This is a genomic window from Acinetobacter lactucae (genome assembly GCF_013122135.1).
In the GTDB taxonomy this organism is placed as follows: Bacteria; Pseudomonadota; Gammaproteobacteria; order Pseudomonadales; family Moraxellaceae; genus Acinetobacter; species Acinetobacter lactucae.
Genome location: NZ_CP053391.1, coordinates 97,370 through 116,155, shown reverse-complemented (window position 1 = coordinate 116,155; position 18,786 = coordinate 97,370). Strand labels below are relative to the sequence as shown.

Sequence of the window (18,786 nt, the reverse complement as noted above, 5' to 3'; positions counted from 1 at the left end):
ATTTATGTATGAACCCTACCCCGTCCCTGAACAGGTACGTGAACAAAAGCTTTCTCGCTACAGTAGTTTATGGACGTTTGCCAAACAAGATTTACGGCTTTTATTATTTTTTCTAATTATTGCCGGTTTAGTCGGTTTCGGTATTGGGTATTTCTGGAGTTGTATCTTTATCGCCTTCGTGGTGTTTTTTACACTCCAGTTACGTTCTTTATATCTGGTCAATGACTGGATTGCCAATAAACCTTATGACGTGCCTCCAAACCTTAACGGGATTTGGGGGGCATTGTTATTTAATGTTTACCGTGCTCAGCGCCAAGAACGAATTGTTCAGGCCGAAATGGTCGGTTTAATTGACCGCGCTCAATCTTCTTTGGTCGCACTTGCTGAAGCGGTTGTACTTATTGATGACCAACATCAAATCGAGTGGTGGAACCCTGCTGCCGAACGTTTGTTAGGGATTAGTCCACTTGACCGTGGCCGAAACCTCTTAACGATTTTACGTCAGCCGACCTTTATTGAATATTTTAATAATATTGATCAGGCACCTGATGGGATTAAGCTGCATTCCAATTTTGATGATGACCGCTATGTGCAGGTTAAACTCACAAGATTTGGTGGAGAAAGTCGTTTATTGGTGGCTTACGATGTGACTCGTATGCATAACCTTGAGCAAATGCGCAAAGACTTTGTCGATAATATTTCGCATGAACTTCGTACGCCATTAACGGTGCTCAGTGGTTATATCGAGACATTTACCGATCAGGAAGATATTAGCCCACGCTGGAAACGTGCATTTGATCAGATGCAGTCCCAAACCAAGCGTATGAATGCGTTGGTGAATGATTTACTGTTGTTATCGAATTTAGAAAATAACAAGAAAATTGCAAAAAATCAGATTATCGAAATGCCGAGTTTAATGAATCAATTGTTTGATGATGCTCAGGCCTACAATGCCGATTATGGACACACGCTCAATTTACATATTGATAGCCACTGTGACCTGATTGGTTCCGATATGGAAATTGCCAGCGCGTTTAGTAACTTAATTACCAATGCCATCAAGTACACGCCAAAAGGTGGAACTATTACCATTGGTTGGCATGATGATGGTGAACATGCTTACTTTAGCGTGCAAGACACAGGCATCGGAATTAACCCTAAACATTTGCCACGACTGACTGAACGCTTCTATCGTGTTGACAGTGACCGTAGCCGTCAAACAGGTGGTACAGGTTTAGGCTTAGCGATTGTAAAACACGTGCTTATGCAACACGGCGCTTATTTAGATGTGCAGTCTAAAGAAAACGAAGGATCAACCTTTACCGCAGTTTTTCCAAAAGAAAGACTCTATAACATGACCTAAAGTTGCCCTCTCACATTTAAAAAGCCGACTCATGAAAAGTCGGCTTTTTTGTAGCATTTAAACCAATTTACTTAAAATTTGAGCAATAAGATTTTGTCTGGTTTTTCTCTATGACATTCAAAAAGTGAGTGGCAAAAGTATTACTTTGACGCAGTGCATCACGGTGATCACCACCATCAATCGTTTGATAAATAGTTGGTTTTTTTAATTTACATAACTGTTGGTAATAAGCAGATGTCCCTCTAGGGTCGACTAAATGATCTTTAGAGCCTTGAACAATCATTAATGGCACGGTCGGCACCATATTTTCAATAGACTGCTGTTTTAAGTAAGCCAAAAGAGGTTTTAAGTCTGCATTAGGGCGAAATATGCTAGAAGGAGATTTCTTCAAATCAGACTGGAGTTCAGATAAACAACGACTGCGTGCTTGAGTCAACACAGTGTTCATTTCTGGACTGACTAAGTTTTCAGGAACAATGCTTGGTTCTGCTGCTTGTGCTCCCAATAACACAATTGGGAAAAATGCTGCCACACTTGGTTCTGGGTTTGGATTACTCTGCACATATTCTGCAATGCCTTCATATTGATAGCCGCCTGGTGCAAGAGCGATTGCCCCTTTTAAATCTAGTTCGGGCGCATCTTTTTGACCATAAGCCGCCACTGTAATAGCAGCAGCCCCGCCTTGACTATGCCCCATCACCAACCACTGTTTATTGAAATCTTTTGGTTTAAGGACATGTAATGCACGCACTGCATCCACCACTGTATGCAGCTGGCTCTTTGCATTCATATAGGGATGTGCGCCTAACGTACCTAGTCCCTGATAATCAGGTGCGACAACTGCATAGCCACGTGCCAGCCAAGCATCTAAAGCTTTTGAAGCCACTTCTTGATATGAATGAACTGGTCCACCCACATAATCGCCCGAAGGTGCACAAGTATCGGCAACTCCAGTCGTGCCATGCGCCCAAGCCAGTACAGGCCAGCCATTTTTTGGCGGTGTGCCTTTCGGTAATAAAATAAAAGCCGATGCCACAATAGGCTCGCCCTGAATCCCTCGACTACGATAATTGACTAATAAATGCTGATCAGCATGAGGAAATAAATTCGTCACATCTTGCTGTGCTATAGAGAGGATTGAACCTGGTTTTTCACTCACAATTTGCTTACTCAAATCTTTAATTGGAGCAGCCATAGCAGAGCCAGACATCAAACAAACACTGCTAAATAAAATTTTAAAAAAGGAATTACTTTTTCTAATCAAGGGATTACTCCTCTATTATTTACATTACATCTATTTAAATAATCAATTTATAAAGTATAAACTACCATAAAAACATCTATAATTATATTCAATTCAAAAACATTAAATTATAATCACTGAAGTTTAATAAAACGATATTTTAAAAATAGGTAGTATAAATATAGTTGCAAAAATTAATCCCGTTTAAATAATAAAAAATATATGCTGATATTTTCTTAATTACTATAGCGATTAAAATGTCAAAACAATATAAATTTATACAGTACCTGATTTATCTTATTGTCGGTTCACTATCTATCCATAGCTTTGCAGACGTACAAGTATATGGTCCTGGTGGGCCAGCACCTGCAATGAAAGAAGCCGCTAAACAATTCACCAATAAAACAGGAATAGCAGTCCATGTGACTTCTGGACCTACTGCTCAATGGTCTGAAAAAGCGAAACTAGATGCAGATGTTATCTATAGTGGTTCCGAAGCCATGATGTCGGATTTTGAAAATACTTTTTCTGAGCAAATTATAAAAGACTCGGTAGAACCTTTATATTTACGCCCCGCAGCGATTTTAGTGAGAAAAGGAAATCCTAAAAATATTAAAGGATTTAAAGACCTCGCTAAACCCGGTGTTAAAGTTTTAGTTACGCATGGTGCAGGTCAAGTCGGTATGTGGGAAGATATCGCTGGCAGAACTGGGAATATTCAATTAACCAAATCTGTTCGAAAAAATATTGTCACCTATGCAGCCAACACAGGAATTGCCAAGAAAAACTGGGAAGAAAATAGCAGCTATGATGCTTGGTTAGTCTTTAATATTTGGGGAATCAGTAATCCAGACGTGGGACAAATTATCCCTATCGAACCAGAGCTCGTTGTCTATCGCGATACAGGTGTAGCATTGACTAAACATAGTTTAAAAGACACTGAAGCTAAACGTTTTATAGAGTTCTTATCGTCTCAGCAAGGTAATACTATTTTCAAAAAATATGGTTGGACTAAATAATTAAAAAAAGGGAGCTTAGCTCCCTTTTATTTTTTAAAATTATTCACTCTAGTTCACCTAGAATATATTCGTTTCAAATTAAATATACACCTGCGGCATATAAAGCGCCCAGTATTAAACAAAAAGCTGAGCTGACATACCAAAATAAATCAGTATTTCCCACAAATTTTGACTTTAACCATGGAAAAGCAAAACCACGGATAAGAAACACTGCTGCAACAAGCGACAAAATAATTTTAGTAAAAGGTAATACCTGTATTTCCTTTGCTGCAAAGAAGGCATACATAGAACATACAGTTAGAATTAATCCCACAGTTATAGCTGTAAAATTAGGATACCAGTGACCTCTTTCGGCCATCTGGACAATACTTTTACCAGCCCCTAAAATCCGAAAACCATTTGCTCCCCAGAACACACAAATAAAATGAAGTAATGCGGCACAGAATGTTAATAGTGCAGCAAGATATAGTAGAACGTTCGGAAGTGATTGCATTAGATTTTATACTAATCAACATATGTGAGATTTATTATACTTAATCATAAAATATATAAAACTTATAAATAGTTAAAATAAGATTAGCTTGGTATTTAATATTTTAAATACCAAGCTCAGGCCATCTCAATTATTTACTCTCAAACTCTTTAAAATCAGCTTTTCTGATTTTTGCATGAATACCTTTGGTTTTATCTACAACTTGTGAAACTTCAAAATCAGTTGCGGCACTTAAATACGCATAAGCCGTTGCTTCATCAATACCGTATTCTTGATTTAGGAAACGAATGGCTTCACGTGTAGATTTTTTCATCGCTTCATCTAGATCTTCATCAAGACCCGGCGTAATCCAAAACTCAGCATTTTCAGCTAAAGGTTGTTTTAGCTCTTTGCCCGGTATTTTATCTTTACCTGCTTTGAGCAAGGTAAATTTTAGTGTCGCACGTGCTGAAGCTTCGAGTGCAGTTAATGCTACTTCACCATCCCCTTGCGCGAAATGACTATCACCCGTATAGAATAATGCGCCTTTGACCTGAACAGGATAATAAGCTGTTGAGCCTGTACCTAGTTCATTAATATCAATATTTCCACCATACATTGCAGGTGGTACAGAGTGAACAGGCTCAGAAGTATTGGCTGCTACCCCCATAATTCCCATAAAAGGATACAGTGGGAAACGTATTGATTTACCCGATTCTGTTTTTAATACACCTTCATATTCACCTTGTGCATTTTTTTCAATTGGGGTGAAAATCGATACGTTTCCATAACGTTCAGGATGCTCAGCCGATGCGTTTTCTTGCTTTGCTTTTTTAGGAAACTCCCCGACTAAAGCACCCTTACCATGTCGATTTGAAATAACGCCATAAGGAACACGTGGCTCAACTTTAAGCACTTCAACTTTCAGAATATCACCGGGCTGTGCGCCTTCGATTGCAACAGGACCTGTGACAATATGCGGCCCATCTTTATGAAAATCATGCTTTAAATTTGACTGCGTAATTGTTTTTGCATCTTCCAATATTTCATTAGAATTTACGCCCTTCGATTTAAAGAACTTTTCAGCATTACGCCCTTGGTCTTCAAGCAAACCTTCATGAGAAACCGTATCAAATGTCACAACACTACCCGACGGAACAGTAAGCACGGGTTTAGCATCCCGATTTGGCAAATAACCCCATGTAATGGTATTTAAAGTAGATGGAACGTAATAATTCCCTTTATATTCACCACTTTGAAGTTGGGTAGGCTGTTTTGAAATTTGATTTAAAACTTTAAAATCATTGGCATGGGTGAGTGAAATACAAAGTACAGATAAAACCGAAGCTGTCAGGCGTTTAACTTTTAACATGATTTCAGAACCTAAAAAATATGAAAATTACAGTAAGGTCCTGAATAGTTAGCAAGCATTGTGCCAAGGCTAAAGGCTGTGCAATATCTAAAAAGCAAATCATAGTTATAAAATTAAATAATTTTTTTATATTTAATTACTTATCTTTAAATAAAATTAAAATTACGACTTAAGTCTAACTTAAATATTTCTCTATATTCTTCTTTATTAATTTTTAATTATATTAATATTTTTGCTCTCTTCAGACACATATTTATAGATTAGCCTATATAAAGTACTCATTTAGATCACTTAATAACAATTATATTTCCATATAATATAAACCCCAAAATTATAATATATTGTGTTTTTATATAGCTTAATTCAAAAAATAAACCCTGATTAATTAAAGTCAGGGTTTATTTATATTATAGGGGTTATATCGTTTACTAAACTGTATGTCCCATGCGTTCGCCCATTACAACCACAGACTCAGCTTTAAAGCGTTGCTCCCATTCGATCTTATCTTTTTCAAATAAAATAACTGCGGTAGAACCTAAATAAAAACGTCCAAGCTCAGCACCTTTCTCTAACTTTAACTGATGATGCTGTAATTCAATACGACCTGAAGGTTTCACTTTACCTGTCGCCACAGTTTCAATACCCGCAACAATCATTGCACCCACTAACACAACAGCCATACGGCCAAGTTCAGTATCAAACAAGCAAACCATACGTTCATTACGGGCAAATAGTCCCGGTACATTTTCAGCAGTCACCTGATTTACCGAAAATAGCTCGCCCGGTACATACAACGTTTCTGTTAATGTACCTGCAAACGGCATATGAACACGGTGGTAATCACGCGGTGATAAATAAACAGTCGCGAACTCACCGTCTTGGAATGGCTGAGCAAGTTGTGGATCACCAATTAATTTCTCTACAGAGAAACTTTGGCCTTTTGCTTGAAATACTTCACCCGCAGTGATCTTACCAATTTGGGAAATCGCGCCATCGGCCGGTGAAACGATGCTATCTGCATTTTCATCAACCAAACGTACACCTTCTTTTAATGCACGGGTAAAAAAGTCATTAAAAGATTTATATTTTAGTGCATTGCCTTGTTCAGCAATCGATAAATCAATTCCATATTTAGCTTTAAATGCATGAATAACAGCAGCTTTCACAACTGGATTTTCACTCGCAGCAACTTTACCTACCACACGGCTCAATTGATGCTGTGGTACAAGGTTTTGTGCCTTAATAAATAATTCTTTTTTTAATCGAGATGTGAAACTCACGACGGTGATTCTCCAGTAATAATAGGACTATCGAGGCGATTGCCCCATTCACTCCACGCACCATCATAGACTTTTGCTTCCCAGCCCAAGAGTCTAGCCAAAATATAGGCCAAACCGGAACGGTGATGTGACTGGCAGTACACGACTACAGGTTGTTGTAAATCGAACCCAAGTTGTTCAAGGCGCTGCCGCGTGCGTTCAAGCGGATGCAATTTTAGATGATTTTCACGATTAAGTGCAGTACTCCATTCAAAATGGAGAGCATTTGGAATGTGACCGCCGCGTCGCGCTGCTAAACGGACACCACTATATTCATCACTCGTCCGGCAATCCCACAGTTGCACACTTTCTTGTTCAACTTGTTTGCGTAGCTCTTCAAAATTCACTCGGAACTGCGCGGCATGTGATAAATCAATCTCAATTAAGTCTGCAACAGGAGAAAATTTTTCGACTTCTGCCGTAGTGGGCAACCCTGCTCCTAACCATGCATGGATACCACCATTAATTAAACTGGTACGGGTGAATCCTAAGCAGTGCAAATTCCAGATTAAACGCCCAGCCCATGCTCCGCCCTCATCGTCATAGACCACGACATGATGATTAGGTGAAATATTCAATTTTTCAATCAGTGCTTGTAAACCCGCTTCATCTGGCAAAACACCAGTGGCTTCTTCGTGCTGAGCCACTAACCATTTAGGCTGTAAGTGAATAGCATGTGGAATATGGAGTTGTTCATAAACCGATGCACGGCTTAAATCCACAACACGAATATATTCATTGCCTAAATAAGGCACTAACTCTTCTGCTTCTATTAATAAATCGAGTTTAAAATCAGGGAGGGTCATCGTCATGGTTTCTTTTTATACCAGCTTATTTCCAATCTTAGCATAAGCATATATCTAAAAAACTCTGATTTCCTGCTGCGCTTTAGCAGAAAATCAGATATCTGCATTCTCAGTTTTAAAAATAGTAAGACTATTTTCTACTTAAACTACTTCTTCAAGTTCTTCGATATCAAAAACCTGACGTAAATAAGCCAAGAAAGTATCATTATCAGTCATGGTCTTACCTGGACTGTCAGAAATTTTCGCAACTGACTGACCATTACATTCAACGAGTTTCAACACAATATTAAGCGGCTTTTGCCCCATGTCATTGGTCAAATTAGTTCCAATACCAAAACTCACTTGAAAACGATCTTTAAAGTATTGATGTAATTCCCACGCTTTTGGCAAATCAAGACCATCGCTAAAGGTCAGCATTTTGGTTTTAGTATCAATTTTTAATTTACGGTAATGTGCATAAGCCTTATCACCCCATTCATACGGGTCGCCACTGTCATGACGTAAACCATCAAATAGCTTTGCAAAATACAGGTCAAAGTCGCGTAAGAAGGCATCCATCCCCACCACATCAGTTAGGGCAATTCCTAAATCTCCACGATACTCTTGTACCCATGTTTCTAAAGCAGCTTTTTGAAAATCACGTAAGCGGACATCAAGCGCCTGAAACGCTTGTAAAAACTCATGTGCCATGGTTCCAATTGGTGTAATGTTAAGCTCTTTAGCCAGTAATACATTACTTGTACCACGAAACACATTTGGTACCGTTTTATGAAAAGCTGCCACAACATGTTTTTGCCATTCAAAGCTATAGCGACGACGTGTACCAAAATCAGAAACTAAAAACGGTGGATCATTCGGCTGCTGAGATTTTTCATATTGCTGAATCAATTCGAGTTTTGCTTGTAAACGACGTTCGCCTTCGGCCCAAACTTGATCTGTTTTGATACGGCTAAAATACAACTCATTTACAATCGCCAGAACAAAAATCTCGAACATCATGGCTTGGACCATCGGACCTTCGATACGAATATCCAAACGACCTTCCACATCAATACTTGCCTGAATAAAACGTCGTTTGAGTTGGAATAATTCTAAATAATCGACAAAGTCGCTTTTAATAAATCGTAATTTTCGTAAATATTGTAGCTCGTCTTCTTTATATTTGAGATTACATAAATGGTCGAGTTGCTCGTTTAAGTCATCCAAAATATCCACTAACGGATAAACTGTATCTTCTAAGTTTCTGCAACGAAAATGATAGACACTATGTGTTTGCGGGAATTTATGCAAAACCACTTGTAGCATCGTAAATTTGTACAAGTCTGTATCTAGTAAAGAATGGATAATTGGAGACATAGTCAATGATTATTCGCTTGCTTCTTAGCATTAAAGCATATTTTTATGGATGAATTGCGAGGTTTTATACCATTGTTGCAGTTCCATGAAATTTCCTTTTAAAAATCATTTAATTTAAAGTCTGCTAAACTACGTTAATTCAATTAATTATAGAAATTTGCTTTAACTATGCGCGCTTTAATACAACGAGTTCTTGAAGCCAAAGTGGTTGTAGACGGTGAAACTACAGGCGAAATCCAACACGGCCTACTGGTATTTTTAGGCATTGGCCGAGATGATACTTTGGCTGTTGGCCAAAAGCTTATTGATAAGATTTTGAAATATAGAATCTTTGATGATGAGCAAGGCAAAATGGGCTGGAACGTGTCTCAAGCAAAGGGTGGAATACTGCTCGTGTCACAATTTACTTTAATGGCACAAACACAAAAGGGTTTACGTCCAGACTTTGGCCCAGCAATGCCACCTAGCGACGCAAAAGCTTTATACGAGCAATTGGTTGAATATGCGCATTCTCAATTTGAAAATGTTCAAACTGGGATATTTGCTGCTGATATGAAAGTACATTTAATAAATGATGGTCCGGTGACATTCAATTTAGAAGTCGAAGCATAGATATAAAAAAACTCCCAAGATGGGAGTTTTTTTATATCTGGATATTAACGACCAGTTTTCTCTTTAATGAAAGCATGTGCCTGACGGACTTTATCTTTTACTGGTTTTGGTAATTTAGGTGGAATGAGCTTAGCAACTTGGTTAAACCATACTAATAGGCTGAAGTCACCTTCCATTTTAATACTGCCTTCTTGCATACCCGTCATAAATGCTGTTGGGTCACCTTTGATCAAAGTTTTTACACCTTGCTCACTGTCTGCAAATTGCAAAATAAAATCAGCCTTTTCAGGCGCACCTGCAACTGTATCAATCTGACCATTATTGATAATGATCTGACGTGCAACTCCTAAATCTGTACCGATCTGAATACGGAAAGCGCGGTCATGAATCAGTTCAATAAACTTAGGGCTAGTACGCGCCAACTGCTTCATACGCAGCACTAAACCTGCTACCAATAAATCTAACGGGTCTGTACTGACATCAACGAGAGGTAACTTGACTACAGGTATAGAAGAAAGTTTCATGAACATTCACGCCTATTGTATTTTTATGAAAACTTTAGAGCAAAACTTAGCAAGGACATACCATTGCTTATGTTTTATGCATCAATTGATAATTTTTTAGCTGGCAACGCAATCTAGATGAAACGTCAACAGACCCATCTATCGTAGCATAACTGGCTATTTTTTAATAAATGCTTTGTATAATAAAAATCACGTTTCGTAAATGAAAAAGGCATGCTGTGCATACCTTTTTACCGTTAGATAACAATTTAATTATCGGCTAGAACATTGCTGCTGATCATCTTCATATACTGGCGTGTGTTCTATATATTGGCGATTTGCCAAAGCCTTTTGTGCTTGTTTATCCTCACGTAACAAAATAAATGTAACCATTACCATCGCTAGACTTAGTGCAGTTAAATAACTATATGTGACTGGCATTTCAAAAGTGACTTGAACTCCAAAACGGACCACTTCCAATAGCCCCCAAAAGAACATCCCTGCAAGCATAAAACCAAGCCAACGACGGTAAGGAGAAAAGAAAACAGCAACAAGCGCGACAGCAATTAAGCTGAATCCGGCGATAGCGGCAAAATTCGCTGTTACCATAGAAACCTCCGTCTTAATGAAAACGTCTAAAAACATTCGGTCTTAAATACCCGACCTCATTCCAAAAACAACTTTAATTCATGATTTGTGTTGAAGCTTACGATGCATTATGTATGTTTTTTTTTAGAAAAAAAGACCCGTTTTTTCTCTATGCGACATACTTTGTCGCAACATTCTTTTGTCATTACATTTTTGTAAAATTCAAAAAGATCGATTCCCTATATGGCATCAATTCTGGCGTGTCATTACAATAAAATATGATGTTTTTAAGGGCCAAAATAAGTTTTTTTCAGATTTTTTTATTGCCTTTTTTCTGTGCAAAATTTTGACATAACTTGCTTGTTTTTATGACTATTCTGCATAAAAAAAGCGCTACTCTGAAGTAGCGCTTAAAGCTTATCCATATAGGTTAAGCACGATTTAAATCTTTATCATGCATACCGAGTAAATACAGCACACCGTCTAAACCAACACTTGAAATCGCCTGATTTGCGTTTTGGCGTACTAATGGTTTTGCACGATATGCAACACCTAGACCTGCAATCGCAAGCATTGGTAAATCGTTTGCGCCATCGCCTACTGCCATCGCTTGCTCTAGAGAAATCCCCATTTTATTTGCAAGCTCGCGTAGTAACTCAGCTTTACGGGCACCGTCTACAATCGCACCTTTCACTTCACCTGTCACGAAACCGTCTTGCACATCTAAGATGTTGGCATGAACTTCATCAATACCCAGTTTGCCTTGTAAATATTCAGCAAAATACTGGAATCCACCCGATAAAATTGCCGTTTTATACCCCAGTGCTTTTAAAGTCGAGATAAGGCGTTCTGCACCTTCGGTAATGGTTAAACGCTCTGCAATTTTAGGTAAAACAGCAGCATCAAGCCCTTTTAATAATGCAACACGTGCACGGAAGCTTTGCTGAAAATCAAGCTCACCTTGCATCGCTCTTTCAGTAATTTCAGCAACTTGAGCGCCTACCCCTGCTTCAATCGCCAACTCATCAATCACTTCTTGTTCAATTAAGGTTGAGTCCATATCGAAACACACTAAACGGCGATTGCGTCGATACGCATTGTCTTCTTGAACAGCAACATCAATATTTAATTCGCTTGAAAGAAGTAAACATGCAGCACGCATGGCTTGTGCATCTAAAGTTGGGCCGCTACTTAAACCAAACTGTACACAAGCACGACGCGGGAATGCGCTATCCTTTTCAAAGTCTACACGACCCGATAAACGCGTTACTGTTTCAATGTTAAAGCCTTGGCTAGACACAATTTGTGTAACCGCTTGTAAATGTGCAGCCGTGAGTTCTGGGGCTAAAGCCGTGACGATATAACGAGTCCGGCCACCTTCACTAACCCATTGTTCGTATTCTGCGCCCGTGATTGGTTTAAAGCGCACTGTTAAGCCAATATCATGTGCTAAAATCAGAATCTCTTTCATTGCCAATGCGGTTGCAGTTTCATTATCGGAAGCGACCACAATGCCTAATGTAAGTTGATTGTGAATAACAGCCTGACCTACATCCAGTATTTGCAATGAATGTACGGATAGTACTTGCATTAATCGGGTAAACTGGTTTGGTTGGTCCGGTCCTAAAAAGGATATAAGAATGATTTCTCGCATGAATTGACTCTAGTCTGAGTGACAACTATTGTAAGAATCATAATCGAATTTCAATATAATTGCCTTGGAAGTTTAACTTGATTGCGCCTAGACAAGGGCTATTTGCTAGCCTACTGATCGTTAGTTTTGCATTGCATACCTTTTTATTGGTCATTGCAACGACACACCAGCTTAATGAAAACCGTGCGAGTCAAGGTCAGCTCATGACCAGCCAGCTCGTTGCAGACAGCTTATCTGAGCTTGAACCTGCCAATACGGTGTCTTTAGCTCTGATTGCCAATCGCTATGCGACCAATCCAAGCGTTGCGTCTATTCGCATTCTTGATGCTAACAAACAGGTTCTAGCAACGAGCGGAATTTCAAAAACCCGCCAAGGCGAGATTTTTGCTCGTGATGCTCTTCAAAATGAAAAGAAAGTAGGCTCTATCGAGGTTACGTTGATTCAGCCAAGCATTGGAGAAATTCTTCGTACTCAATGGCTTGCAATTTTAGCTTCTCTGTTTTTGCATGTTTTATTATGGCTTGCCTATCGCGCGATTGCTCGTCCAACCCGTAGCGAATATTTGGCACGCATTAATGAAGAAAACCGCTTGAAGCATGAAATTCAGCAGTTAACTCAAGCATTGGCTTTAGAAAAACAAAATACGGTGACATTGGTTGCACAAGCTCAGCAACAAGCTAAAGCTAAACCAGCAGTCCGCCAACAAACTGAGAAAACTTCAGATTCAACTGATCAACATACTCTGGCACTTAATATCCAGTTCTATGACCCTAAACAGTTATTAAGCAGCGTTAACCAGTCGGTTTCTGTACCGTACTTTAAACTCTGTCAGCTCTTTTTAAACAAGAGTATTGAGCTGTGCGTTAAGCATTACCAATTAAAGCTAACCGATATTGAAGTGGTAGATGAGTTTAATGCCGACGGTGCAACACTTGCGATTTCAACTTCGCATGCCCACGCTGTAGAGTGTCTGCTCATGATTGGAACAGTCTTCCAACTACTTTCAGACGTTTTATATAAACGTTACCGTGAAGATAAACGCTTTGCGCTGCAAACTCGTAGTGCAACGTGTAATGCTGTAGAAGCGATGCAAATTGATGCAAAAGAAGCTGCTCAACGTTTAGCGCAGCATCTTCATGCGAAAGAGTCGGCTTTATATCTTGAGAATGATCAGCTCAAAGCAATTCAAGACAGCTATCAACTTGTTGCTATGCCAAACCCAAGCAATGTGATGACACGTCACGCATTTATGATTAATGGCATGAATGCAGAATGTGCTGAACTTGCTCAAAATATCCGGACTGAAATTTTAATGGGAAAAAAATCAATCCCACAAAATGATAGTCCAAGTAGTGCAGCTTCATAAAAAGTAACTACGCGCATCATAACCTAGCCTTTTGGCTAGGTTTTTTTATTTAGATTCATAGCTTTTCTTTAAAATCACTCCATTTTTTTATGATTTATTTGTATAAATAAATCTCGATCTATTCTTTGGATTCATAAATTTGGATAAATCAGAATCATAGGCAAAATTATCTAAACAGCGTAAACTATGCAAAATTTATTAAATAGAAATTGTCTTACGACAAAAAAAGGTGAAAGCGAATGCCGCTGAGTCGTGTTGAAGATCTTGTCGCCGATATTCGTGCAGGCAAAATGGTTATCTTGATGGATGACGAAGATCGCGAAAATGAAGGTGATCTTGTCATTGCAGCAACGCATGTTCGTCCTGAAGATATTAACTTCATGATTACCCATGCACGTGGTCTAGTTTGCCTAACGCTTAGCCGTGAGCGCTGTAAACAGTTAAACCTTCCGTTGATGGTTGACCAAAACGGTGCTCAGCACAGTACAAACTTTACCTTATCAATCGAAGCCGCTGAAGGTATTACAACGGGTATTTCAGCAGCAGAACGTGCACATACAATTCAAGCTGCTGTTGCAGCGCATGCTAAACCAACTGATATTGTACAGCCGGGCCATATTTTCCCATTAATGGCACAACCAGGCGGTGTTTTACATCGTGCAGGCCATACCGAAGCAGGTTGTGATTTAGCACGTTTAGCAGGTCTGGAACCAGCTTCTGTCATTTGTGAAATCATTAATGAAGATGGCACAATGGCACGCCGTGCAGATTTAGAAATTTTTGCTGAGAAGCATGGCTTAAAAATTGGTACAATTGCGGACTTGATTCACTACCGCATGACCAATGAGCAAACGGTTGAACGTCTGGAGCAAAAAACCATTCAAACAGAATATGGTTCATTTGAACTTTATCGTTATCGTGAGATTGGTAACCCGGACATTCATTTGGCTTTAGTCAAAGGCGAGCCAAAAGAAGGTGTTACAACAGTACGTGTCCATGGTTTTAGTCCAATTCGCGATTTGCTTAAGCTCAATAAAGCTGATGGTGAACCAGCGTGGAATTTAGACCGTGCACTACAGACGATTGCAGCGAGTGATCGCGGTGTTTTAGTCTGGATCGGACAAGATCATTTGCAAGACTTGGGACCAGCGTTGGATGATTTAAATAAGCCAAAACCGGTGAAATCCAATGCAGCACTTTCACATCAATATCAAACCATTGGTGTCGGTGCTCAAATTTTGCGTGATTTAGGTGTTGAAAAAATGAAGCTTCTTAGCTCACCATTACGTTTCAATGCCTTATCTGGCTTTAATTTAGAAGTAGTGGAATATGTCACTGCTGATCAAATCACAACGAAATAATCGAGGTTGCTATGGCAATTCGCCGTATTGAAGGTTTATTACATCTCGCAAGCGAAGGTCGTTATGCGATTTTAGTGGGTCGTTTCAACAGCTTTGTTGTTGAACACTTATTGGATGGTGCAATCGACACATTAAAACGTCATGGTGTAAATGAAGATAACATTACTGTTATTCATGCTCCTGGCGCATGGGAACTCCCGATTGTTGCTAAAAAATTAGCTACATCAAACCAGTTTGATGCAATCATCGCACTTGGCGCAGTGATTCGTGGTAGCACACCACACTTTGACTTCGTTGCTGGTGAGTGTGCAAAAGGTTTAGGTGTAGTGGCGTTAGAAAGCAGCTTGCCTGTCATCAATGGTGTATTAACTACTGATAGCATCGAGCAAGCCATCGAACGTTCAGGTACAAAAGCAGGAAACAAAGGTAGCGAAGCTGCATTGACTGCTATTGAAATGGTTAATTTATTAAAGGCAATTTAAAGCATGTCTCAAACACTGCAAGCCGCTTATGCAGCAAAACGTAAAGCACGTCGTTTTGCTGTACAAGGTATTTATGAGTGGCAAATGAGTCACAACCCTGTACATGAAATCGAAGCACGCACCCGTGCTGAAAATGCAATGCACAAGGTAGACTTAAACTACTATCACGAACTGCTCACACAAGTGATTGCACAGCACGAAGATCTTGATGCATTACTTATTCCGGTACTTGACCGTGAACTTAGTGCACTTGATGGTGTAGAGCTAGCAACATTACGCTTAGGTGCTTATGAGTTACGTGATCATTTAGAAGTACCATATCGAGTAGTTCTAGATGAAGCTATTGAACTCGCTAAACACTTTGGTGGAGCAGATAGCCATAAATACATTAATGGCGTTCTAGATCGTTTAAGTTCAACACTACGTAGTGCTGAAAAACAACAAGCAAACTAACAGGTTTGAAGTTGATATGGCTGAGTTTTCTATTATTGACCAGTACTTTAACAGACAATCTTATACGGATGTCACCTTAGGTATTGGAGATGACTCAGCCTTAATTACCCCTCCCGCAAACCAACAATTGGTGATCTGTGCAGATACACTCGTTGCTGGACGTCATTTCCCTCTCGATACTTCTGCCCATGCAATTGGCTGGAAAAGCGTAGCTGTTAATCTTTCAGATATTGCAGCAATGGGGGCAAAACCGCATAGTATTTTACTGGCGCTCAGCCTACCTACAATTGATCATGAATGGCTTGAAGGATTCAGTCAGGGAATTTATGACTGCTGTAATCAATTTGGGGTTGCTCTCATTGGCGGAGATACGACCCAAGGTCCTCATCTCACCATTACCGTCACAGCCATGGGCTGGGTTGAAACCGGACAAGCTGTGTTACGTTCCGGTGCCAAAGTCGGTGACTATGTTTGTGTGAGCGGTCAAGTGGGTGATGCCGCGTATGGTTTACAGCATCTAGGTCATCCATTACAAAAGAGACTGGACTACCCAACACCACGTTGTCAGCTTGGACAACAGTTGAAGGGATTAGCTTCTAGTATGATTGATATTTCTGATGGATTAGCCCAAGATTTAGGCCATATTTTAAAAGCCTCGCACGTCGGCGCCCGATTACTTTTAGAAAAGTTACCGATTGATTCAACACTACAAGAACTACCAGAACAACAGCGCTGGCAATATGCACTCGCTGGTGGCGATGATTACGAATTATGTTTTACAATAACACCGCAAAATTACGAAAAACTTTTGCAAAAACAACTAGACATTAAGATTACAATGATCGGAGAGATCGTTGAGCAAACACAACTAACTTTTGAGCATTTGGGTTCAGATTACCCATTGCAAATTCATGGATACCAACACTTTGCATAAGCCACCGATTCATTTTAAGGACATGTCTTGGTTCAACCGCTGCATCGTTTTCTGTGGAGTTGGTTTCGGATCTGGTCTCGCACCTAAAGCTCCCGGTACTTTTGGCTCTGCCTTTGCCCTACTCTTCGTTCCAATCTGGTTATCGCTTGGCTTTAACTTAAGCTTGATCGCAATCCTCCTCATGTCATTGGTGGGGATTTATATTTGTGGTCAAACCGCAAAAGTTATAGACGTACACGATGATGGTCGTATTGTGTGGGACGAATTTGCAGGTCAATCTATTACCTTCCTTCCCCTGCTTTATTTACAACAAATGAATTGGATGTGGGTGATCGGGGGATTTATATTATTTCGGATTTTCGATGTTTGGAAACCTTGGCCTATACGCGTTATTGATCGTCAAGTGCATGGTGGTTTTGGTATTATGCTTGACGATATTATTGCCGGTGTATGGGCTGCTCTTTGTACACTAATTATTATCCATTTGAGTTAAATCATTAGAGTTATTCATGTCAACTACCGTCATTATTCTTGCTGCAGGCAAAGGAACGCGTATGCGTTCTCAGCTTCCTAAAGTATTACAACCTTTAGCGGGTCGCCCACTTTTAGGACATGTCATTCAAACAGCAAAAAAAATACACGCAGAAAATATTATTACGATTTATGGACATGGTGGTGACCACGTCAAACAAACTTTTGCACAAGAAAAGATTCAATGGGTTGAACAAGCAGAACAATTAGGTACTGGTCATGCAGTACAAATGACTTTACCCGTACTTCCTAAAGACGGTATTTCATTAATTCTTTATGGTGATGTACCTTTAGTACGTCAAACAACGCTAGAGCAACTTGTTGAAGTATCAAGTAAAACGGGTATTGGCATGATTACTTTACATGTCGACAACCCAACAGGTTATGGTCGTATCGTTCGTCAAGAAGGTAAGATTCAAGCGATTGTTGAACATAAAGATGCAACAGAAGCTCAGCGCCAGATTCAAGAAATCAACACAGGTATTTACTGTGTTAGCAACGCAAAACTTCATGAGTGGTTGCCTAAACTTTCAAATGAAAATGCGCAAGGCGAATATTATCTAACTGATATCGTAGCAATGGCTGTTGCAGATGGGCTAGAAATCGCATCTATTCAACCAGAACTCGCTTTTGAAGTTGAAGGCGTCAATGACCGTTTGCAACTTGCTGCACTTGAACGTGAGTTCCAGCAACAACAAGCTAAAGAGCTTATGCAACAAGGCGTAACTTTTGCCGACCCTGCACGCTTTGACTTACGCGGTACTGTGAAAGTTGGACATGACGTTCGTATTGACGTCAATGTGATTATTGAAGGCGACTGCGAGCTTGGTGATTTTGTCGAAATCGGCGCTGGTTGTATTTTAAAGAACACCAAAATTGCAGCGGGCACCAAAGTTCAGGCCTATAGCGTTTTTGATGGTGCGGTTGTTGGTGAAAATGCTCAGATTGGACCATTTGCACGCTTACGCCCAGGTGCTAATTTGGCAAATGAAGTACATATTGGCAACTTTGTGGAAGTTAAAAACACAACAATTGGATTGGGTAGTAAAGCTAACCATTTCACCTATTTAGGTGATGCAGAAATCGGTGCTGAATCGAATATTGGGGCAGGTACTATTACTTGTAATTATGACGGTGCAAATAAACACAAAACCACTATTGGCGATGCCGTTTTTATCGGTTCTAATAGCTCGCTGGTTGCTCCGGTGACCATTGGGAATGGCGCAACAGTTGGTGCGGGTTCTGTGATTACGAAAGATGTAGCCGAACAAAGTCTCTCCTTTGAACGTGCGCAACAAATTTCAAAAGCAAATTATCAACGTCCCCAAAAGGTTAAAAAATAAGAGGATTG

At 39.7% G+C, this 18,786-nt stretch carries 19 protein-coding genes and 1 pseudogene; 11 read left to right on the top strand and 9 right to left on the bottom strand.

What is annotated here, in order from left to right; all coding sequences use genetic code 11:
• Positions 1 to 4: 4 nt before the first annotated feature.
• Positions 5 to 1,363, top strand: a complete 1,359-nt coding sequence (gene phoR, locus HLV59_RS00530; RefSeq protein ID WP_002121907.1) for a phosphate regulon sensor histidine kinase PhoR — start codon at positions 5 to 7, stop codon at positions 1,361 to 1,363.
• A 67-nt stretch (positions 1,364 to 1,430) separates the two neighbouring features.
• Here phoR and HLV59_RS00525 read toward each other — a convergent pair whose 3' ends face one another.
• Positions 1,431 to 2,627, bottom strand: coding sequence for an alpha/beta fold hydrolase (locus HLV59_RS00525; protein WP_215901694.1), 1,197 nt, complete (start codon positions 2,625 to 2,627; stop codon positions 1,431 to 1,433).
• Between the two features lie 236 nt (positions 2,628 to 2,863).
• On the opposite strand from HLV59_RS00525, the gene HLV59_RS00520 reads away from it, so the two are divergent.
• Positions 2,864 to 3,625, top strand: coding sequence for an AcfC family putative adhesin (locus HLV59_RS00520; protein WP_151748352.1), 762 nt, complete (start codon positions 2,864 to 2,866; stop codon positions 3,623 to 3,625).
• Between the two features lie 73 nt (positions 3,626 to 3,698).
• Here the strand turns inward: HLV59_RS00520 and HLV59_RS00515 are convergent, their stop codons facing one another.
• The 5 genes from HLV59_RS00515 to pncB form a co-directional block, all read right to left on the bottom strand.
• Positions 3,699 to 4,118, bottom strand: coding sequence for a hypothetical protein (locus tag HLV59_RS00515; RefSeq protein ID WP_125740083.1), 420 nt, complete (start codon positions 4,116 to 4,118; stop codon positions 3,699 to 3,701).
• 130 nt (positions 4,119 to 4,248) lie between these two features.
• Positions 4,249 to 5,469: an acetamidase/formamidase family protein gene (locus HLV59_RS00510; protein ID WP_125740082.1), complete on the bottom strand. Its 1,221-nt coding sequence runs from the start codon at positions 5,467 to 5,469 to the stop codon at positions 4,249 to 4,251.
• Positions 5,470 to 5,897: 428 nt separating this feature from the next.
• Complete coding sequence (asd, locus tag HLV59_RS00505; protein WP_016143824.1) at positions 5,898 to 6,749, bottom strand: archaetidylserine decarboxylase; 852 nt, start codon at positions 6,747 to 6,749, stop codon at positions 5,898 to 5,900.
• On the bottom strand, positions 6,746 to 7,594 hold the full coding sequence (locus HLV59_RS00500) for a sulfurtransferase (protein WP_171429070.1): 849 nt from the start codon (positions 7,592 to 7,594) through the stop codon (positions 6,746 to 6,748). The genes asd and HLV59_RS00500 overlap by 4 nt, the downstream gene beginning before the upstream one ends.
• Before the next feature lie 141 nt (positions 7,595 to 7,735).
• Positions 7,736 to 8,950, bottom strand: a complete 1,215-nt coding sequence (pncB, locus tag HLV59_RS00495) for a nicotinate phosphoribosyltransferase (RefSeq protein ID WP_061874143.1) — start codon at positions 8,948 to 8,950, stop codon at positions 7,736 to 7,738.
• 168 nt (positions 8,951 to 9,118) lie between these two features.
• Here pncB and dtd point away from each other — a divergent pair, with 168 nt between their 5' ends.
• Complete coding sequence (dtd, locus tag HLV59_RS00490) at positions 9,119 to 9,562, top strand: D-aminoacyl-tRNA deacylase (RefSeq protein WP_016143827.1); 444 nt, start codon at positions 9,119 to 9,121, stop codon at positions 9,560 to 9,562.
• Between the two features lie 44 nt (positions 9,563 to 9,606).
• Here the strand turns inward: dtd and HLV59_RS00485 are convergent, their stop codons facing one another.
• Both HLV59_RS00485 and aciT read right to left on the bottom strand, forming a co-directional pair.
• Positions 9,607 to 10,086 carry an SCP-2 sterol transfer family protein gene (locus HLV59_RS00485; RefSeq protein ID WP_171429068.1) on the bottom strand — a complete coding sequence of 160 codons (480 nt, stop codon included), beginning with the start codon at positions 10,084 to 10,086 and terminating at the stop codon, positions 9,607 to 9,609.
• A gap of 252 nt (positions 10,087 to 10,338) precedes the next feature.
• Entirely contained in the window at positions 10,339 to 10,674 is a 336-nt protein-coding gene (gene aciT, locus HLV59_RS00480; RefSeq protein WP_002119105.1) for a ciprofloxacin tolerance protein AciT, read from the bottom strand.
• Between the two features lie 113 nt (positions 10,675 to 10,787).
• On the opposite strand from aciT, the pseudogene HLV59_RS18800 reads away from it, so the two are divergent.
• Positions 10,788 to 11,003 (top strand): annotated as a pseudogene (locus tag HLV59_RS18800) (hypothetical protein).
• Between the two features lie 80 nt (positions 11,004 to 11,083).
• Here HLV59_RS18800 and serB read toward each other — a convergent pair.
• Complete coding sequence (gene serB, locus HLV59_RS00475; RefSeq protein WP_031949656.1) at positions 11,084 to 12,307, bottom strand: phosphoserine phosphatase SerB; 1,224 nt, start codon at positions 12,305 to 12,307, stop codon at positions 11,084 to 11,086.
• Positions 12,308 to 12,366: 59 nt separating this feature from the next.
• On the opposite strand from serB, the gene HLV59_RS00470 reads away from it, so the two are divergent.
• The 7 genes from HLV59_RS00470 (at position 12,367) to glmU (ending at position 18,778) form a co-directional block, all read left to right on the top strand.
• Positions 12,367 to 13,674 (top strand): hypothetical protein, encoded by a 1,308-nt coding sequence (locus HLV59_RS00470; protein WP_080648611.1) that lies wholly within the window; start codon positions 12,367 to 12,369, stop codon positions 13,672 to 13,674.
• A gap of 239 nt (positions 13,675 to 13,913) precedes the next feature.
• The gene (ribBA, locus tag HLV59_RS00465) at positions 13,914 to 15,035 is read left to right on the top strand and encodes a bifunctional 3,4-dihydroxy-2-butanone-4-phosphate synthase/GTP cyclohydrolase II (protein WP_125698249.1); all 1,122 of its coding nucleotides are present in this window, start codon (positions 13,914 to 13,916) and stop codon (positions 15,033 to 15,035) included.
• A gap of 11 nt (positions 15,036 to 15,046) precedes the next feature.
• Complete coding sequence (gene ribH / locus HLV59_RS00460) at positions 15,047 to 15,517, top strand: 6,7-dimethyl-8-ribityllumazine synthase (protein WP_002119264.1); 471 nt, start codon at positions 15,047 to 15,049, stop codon at positions 15,515 to 15,517.
• Between the two features lie 3 nt (positions 15,518 to 15,520).
• Positions 15,521 to 15,970 (top strand): transcription antitermination factor NusB, encoded by a 450-nt coding sequence (gene nusB / locus HLV59_RS00455; RefSeq protein ID WP_002119137.1) that lies wholly within the window; start codon positions 15,521 to 15,523, stop codon positions 15,968 to 15,970.
• A gap of 16 nt (positions 15,971 to 15,986) precedes the next feature.
• The gene (thiL, locus tag HLV59_RS00450; protein ID WP_062850321.1) at positions 15,987 to 16,904 is read left to right on the top strand and encodes a thiamine-phosphate kinase; all 918 of its coding nucleotides are present in this window, start codon (positions 15,987 to 15,989) and stop codon (positions 16,902 to 16,904) included.
• Positions 16,882 to 17,397: a phosphatidylglycerophosphatase A family protein gene (locus tag HLV59_RS00445; RefSeq protein ID WP_171429066.1), complete on the top strand. Its 516-nt coding sequence runs from the start codon at positions 16,882 to 16,884 to the stop codon at positions 17,395 to 17,397. The genes thiL and HLV59_RS00445 overlap by 23 nt, the downstream gene beginning before the upstream one ends.
• 16 nt (positions 17,398 to 17,413) lie before the next feature.
• Positions 17,414 to 18,778, top strand: a complete 1,365-nt coding sequence (gene glmU, locus HLV59_RS00440) for a bifunctional UDP-N-acetylglucosamine diphosphorylase/glucosamine-1-phosphate N-acetyltransferase GlmU (RefSeq protein WP_031949660.1) — start codon at positions 17,414 to 17,416, stop codon at positions 18,776 to 18,778.
• Positions 18,779 to 18,786 lie beyond the last annotated feature (8 nt).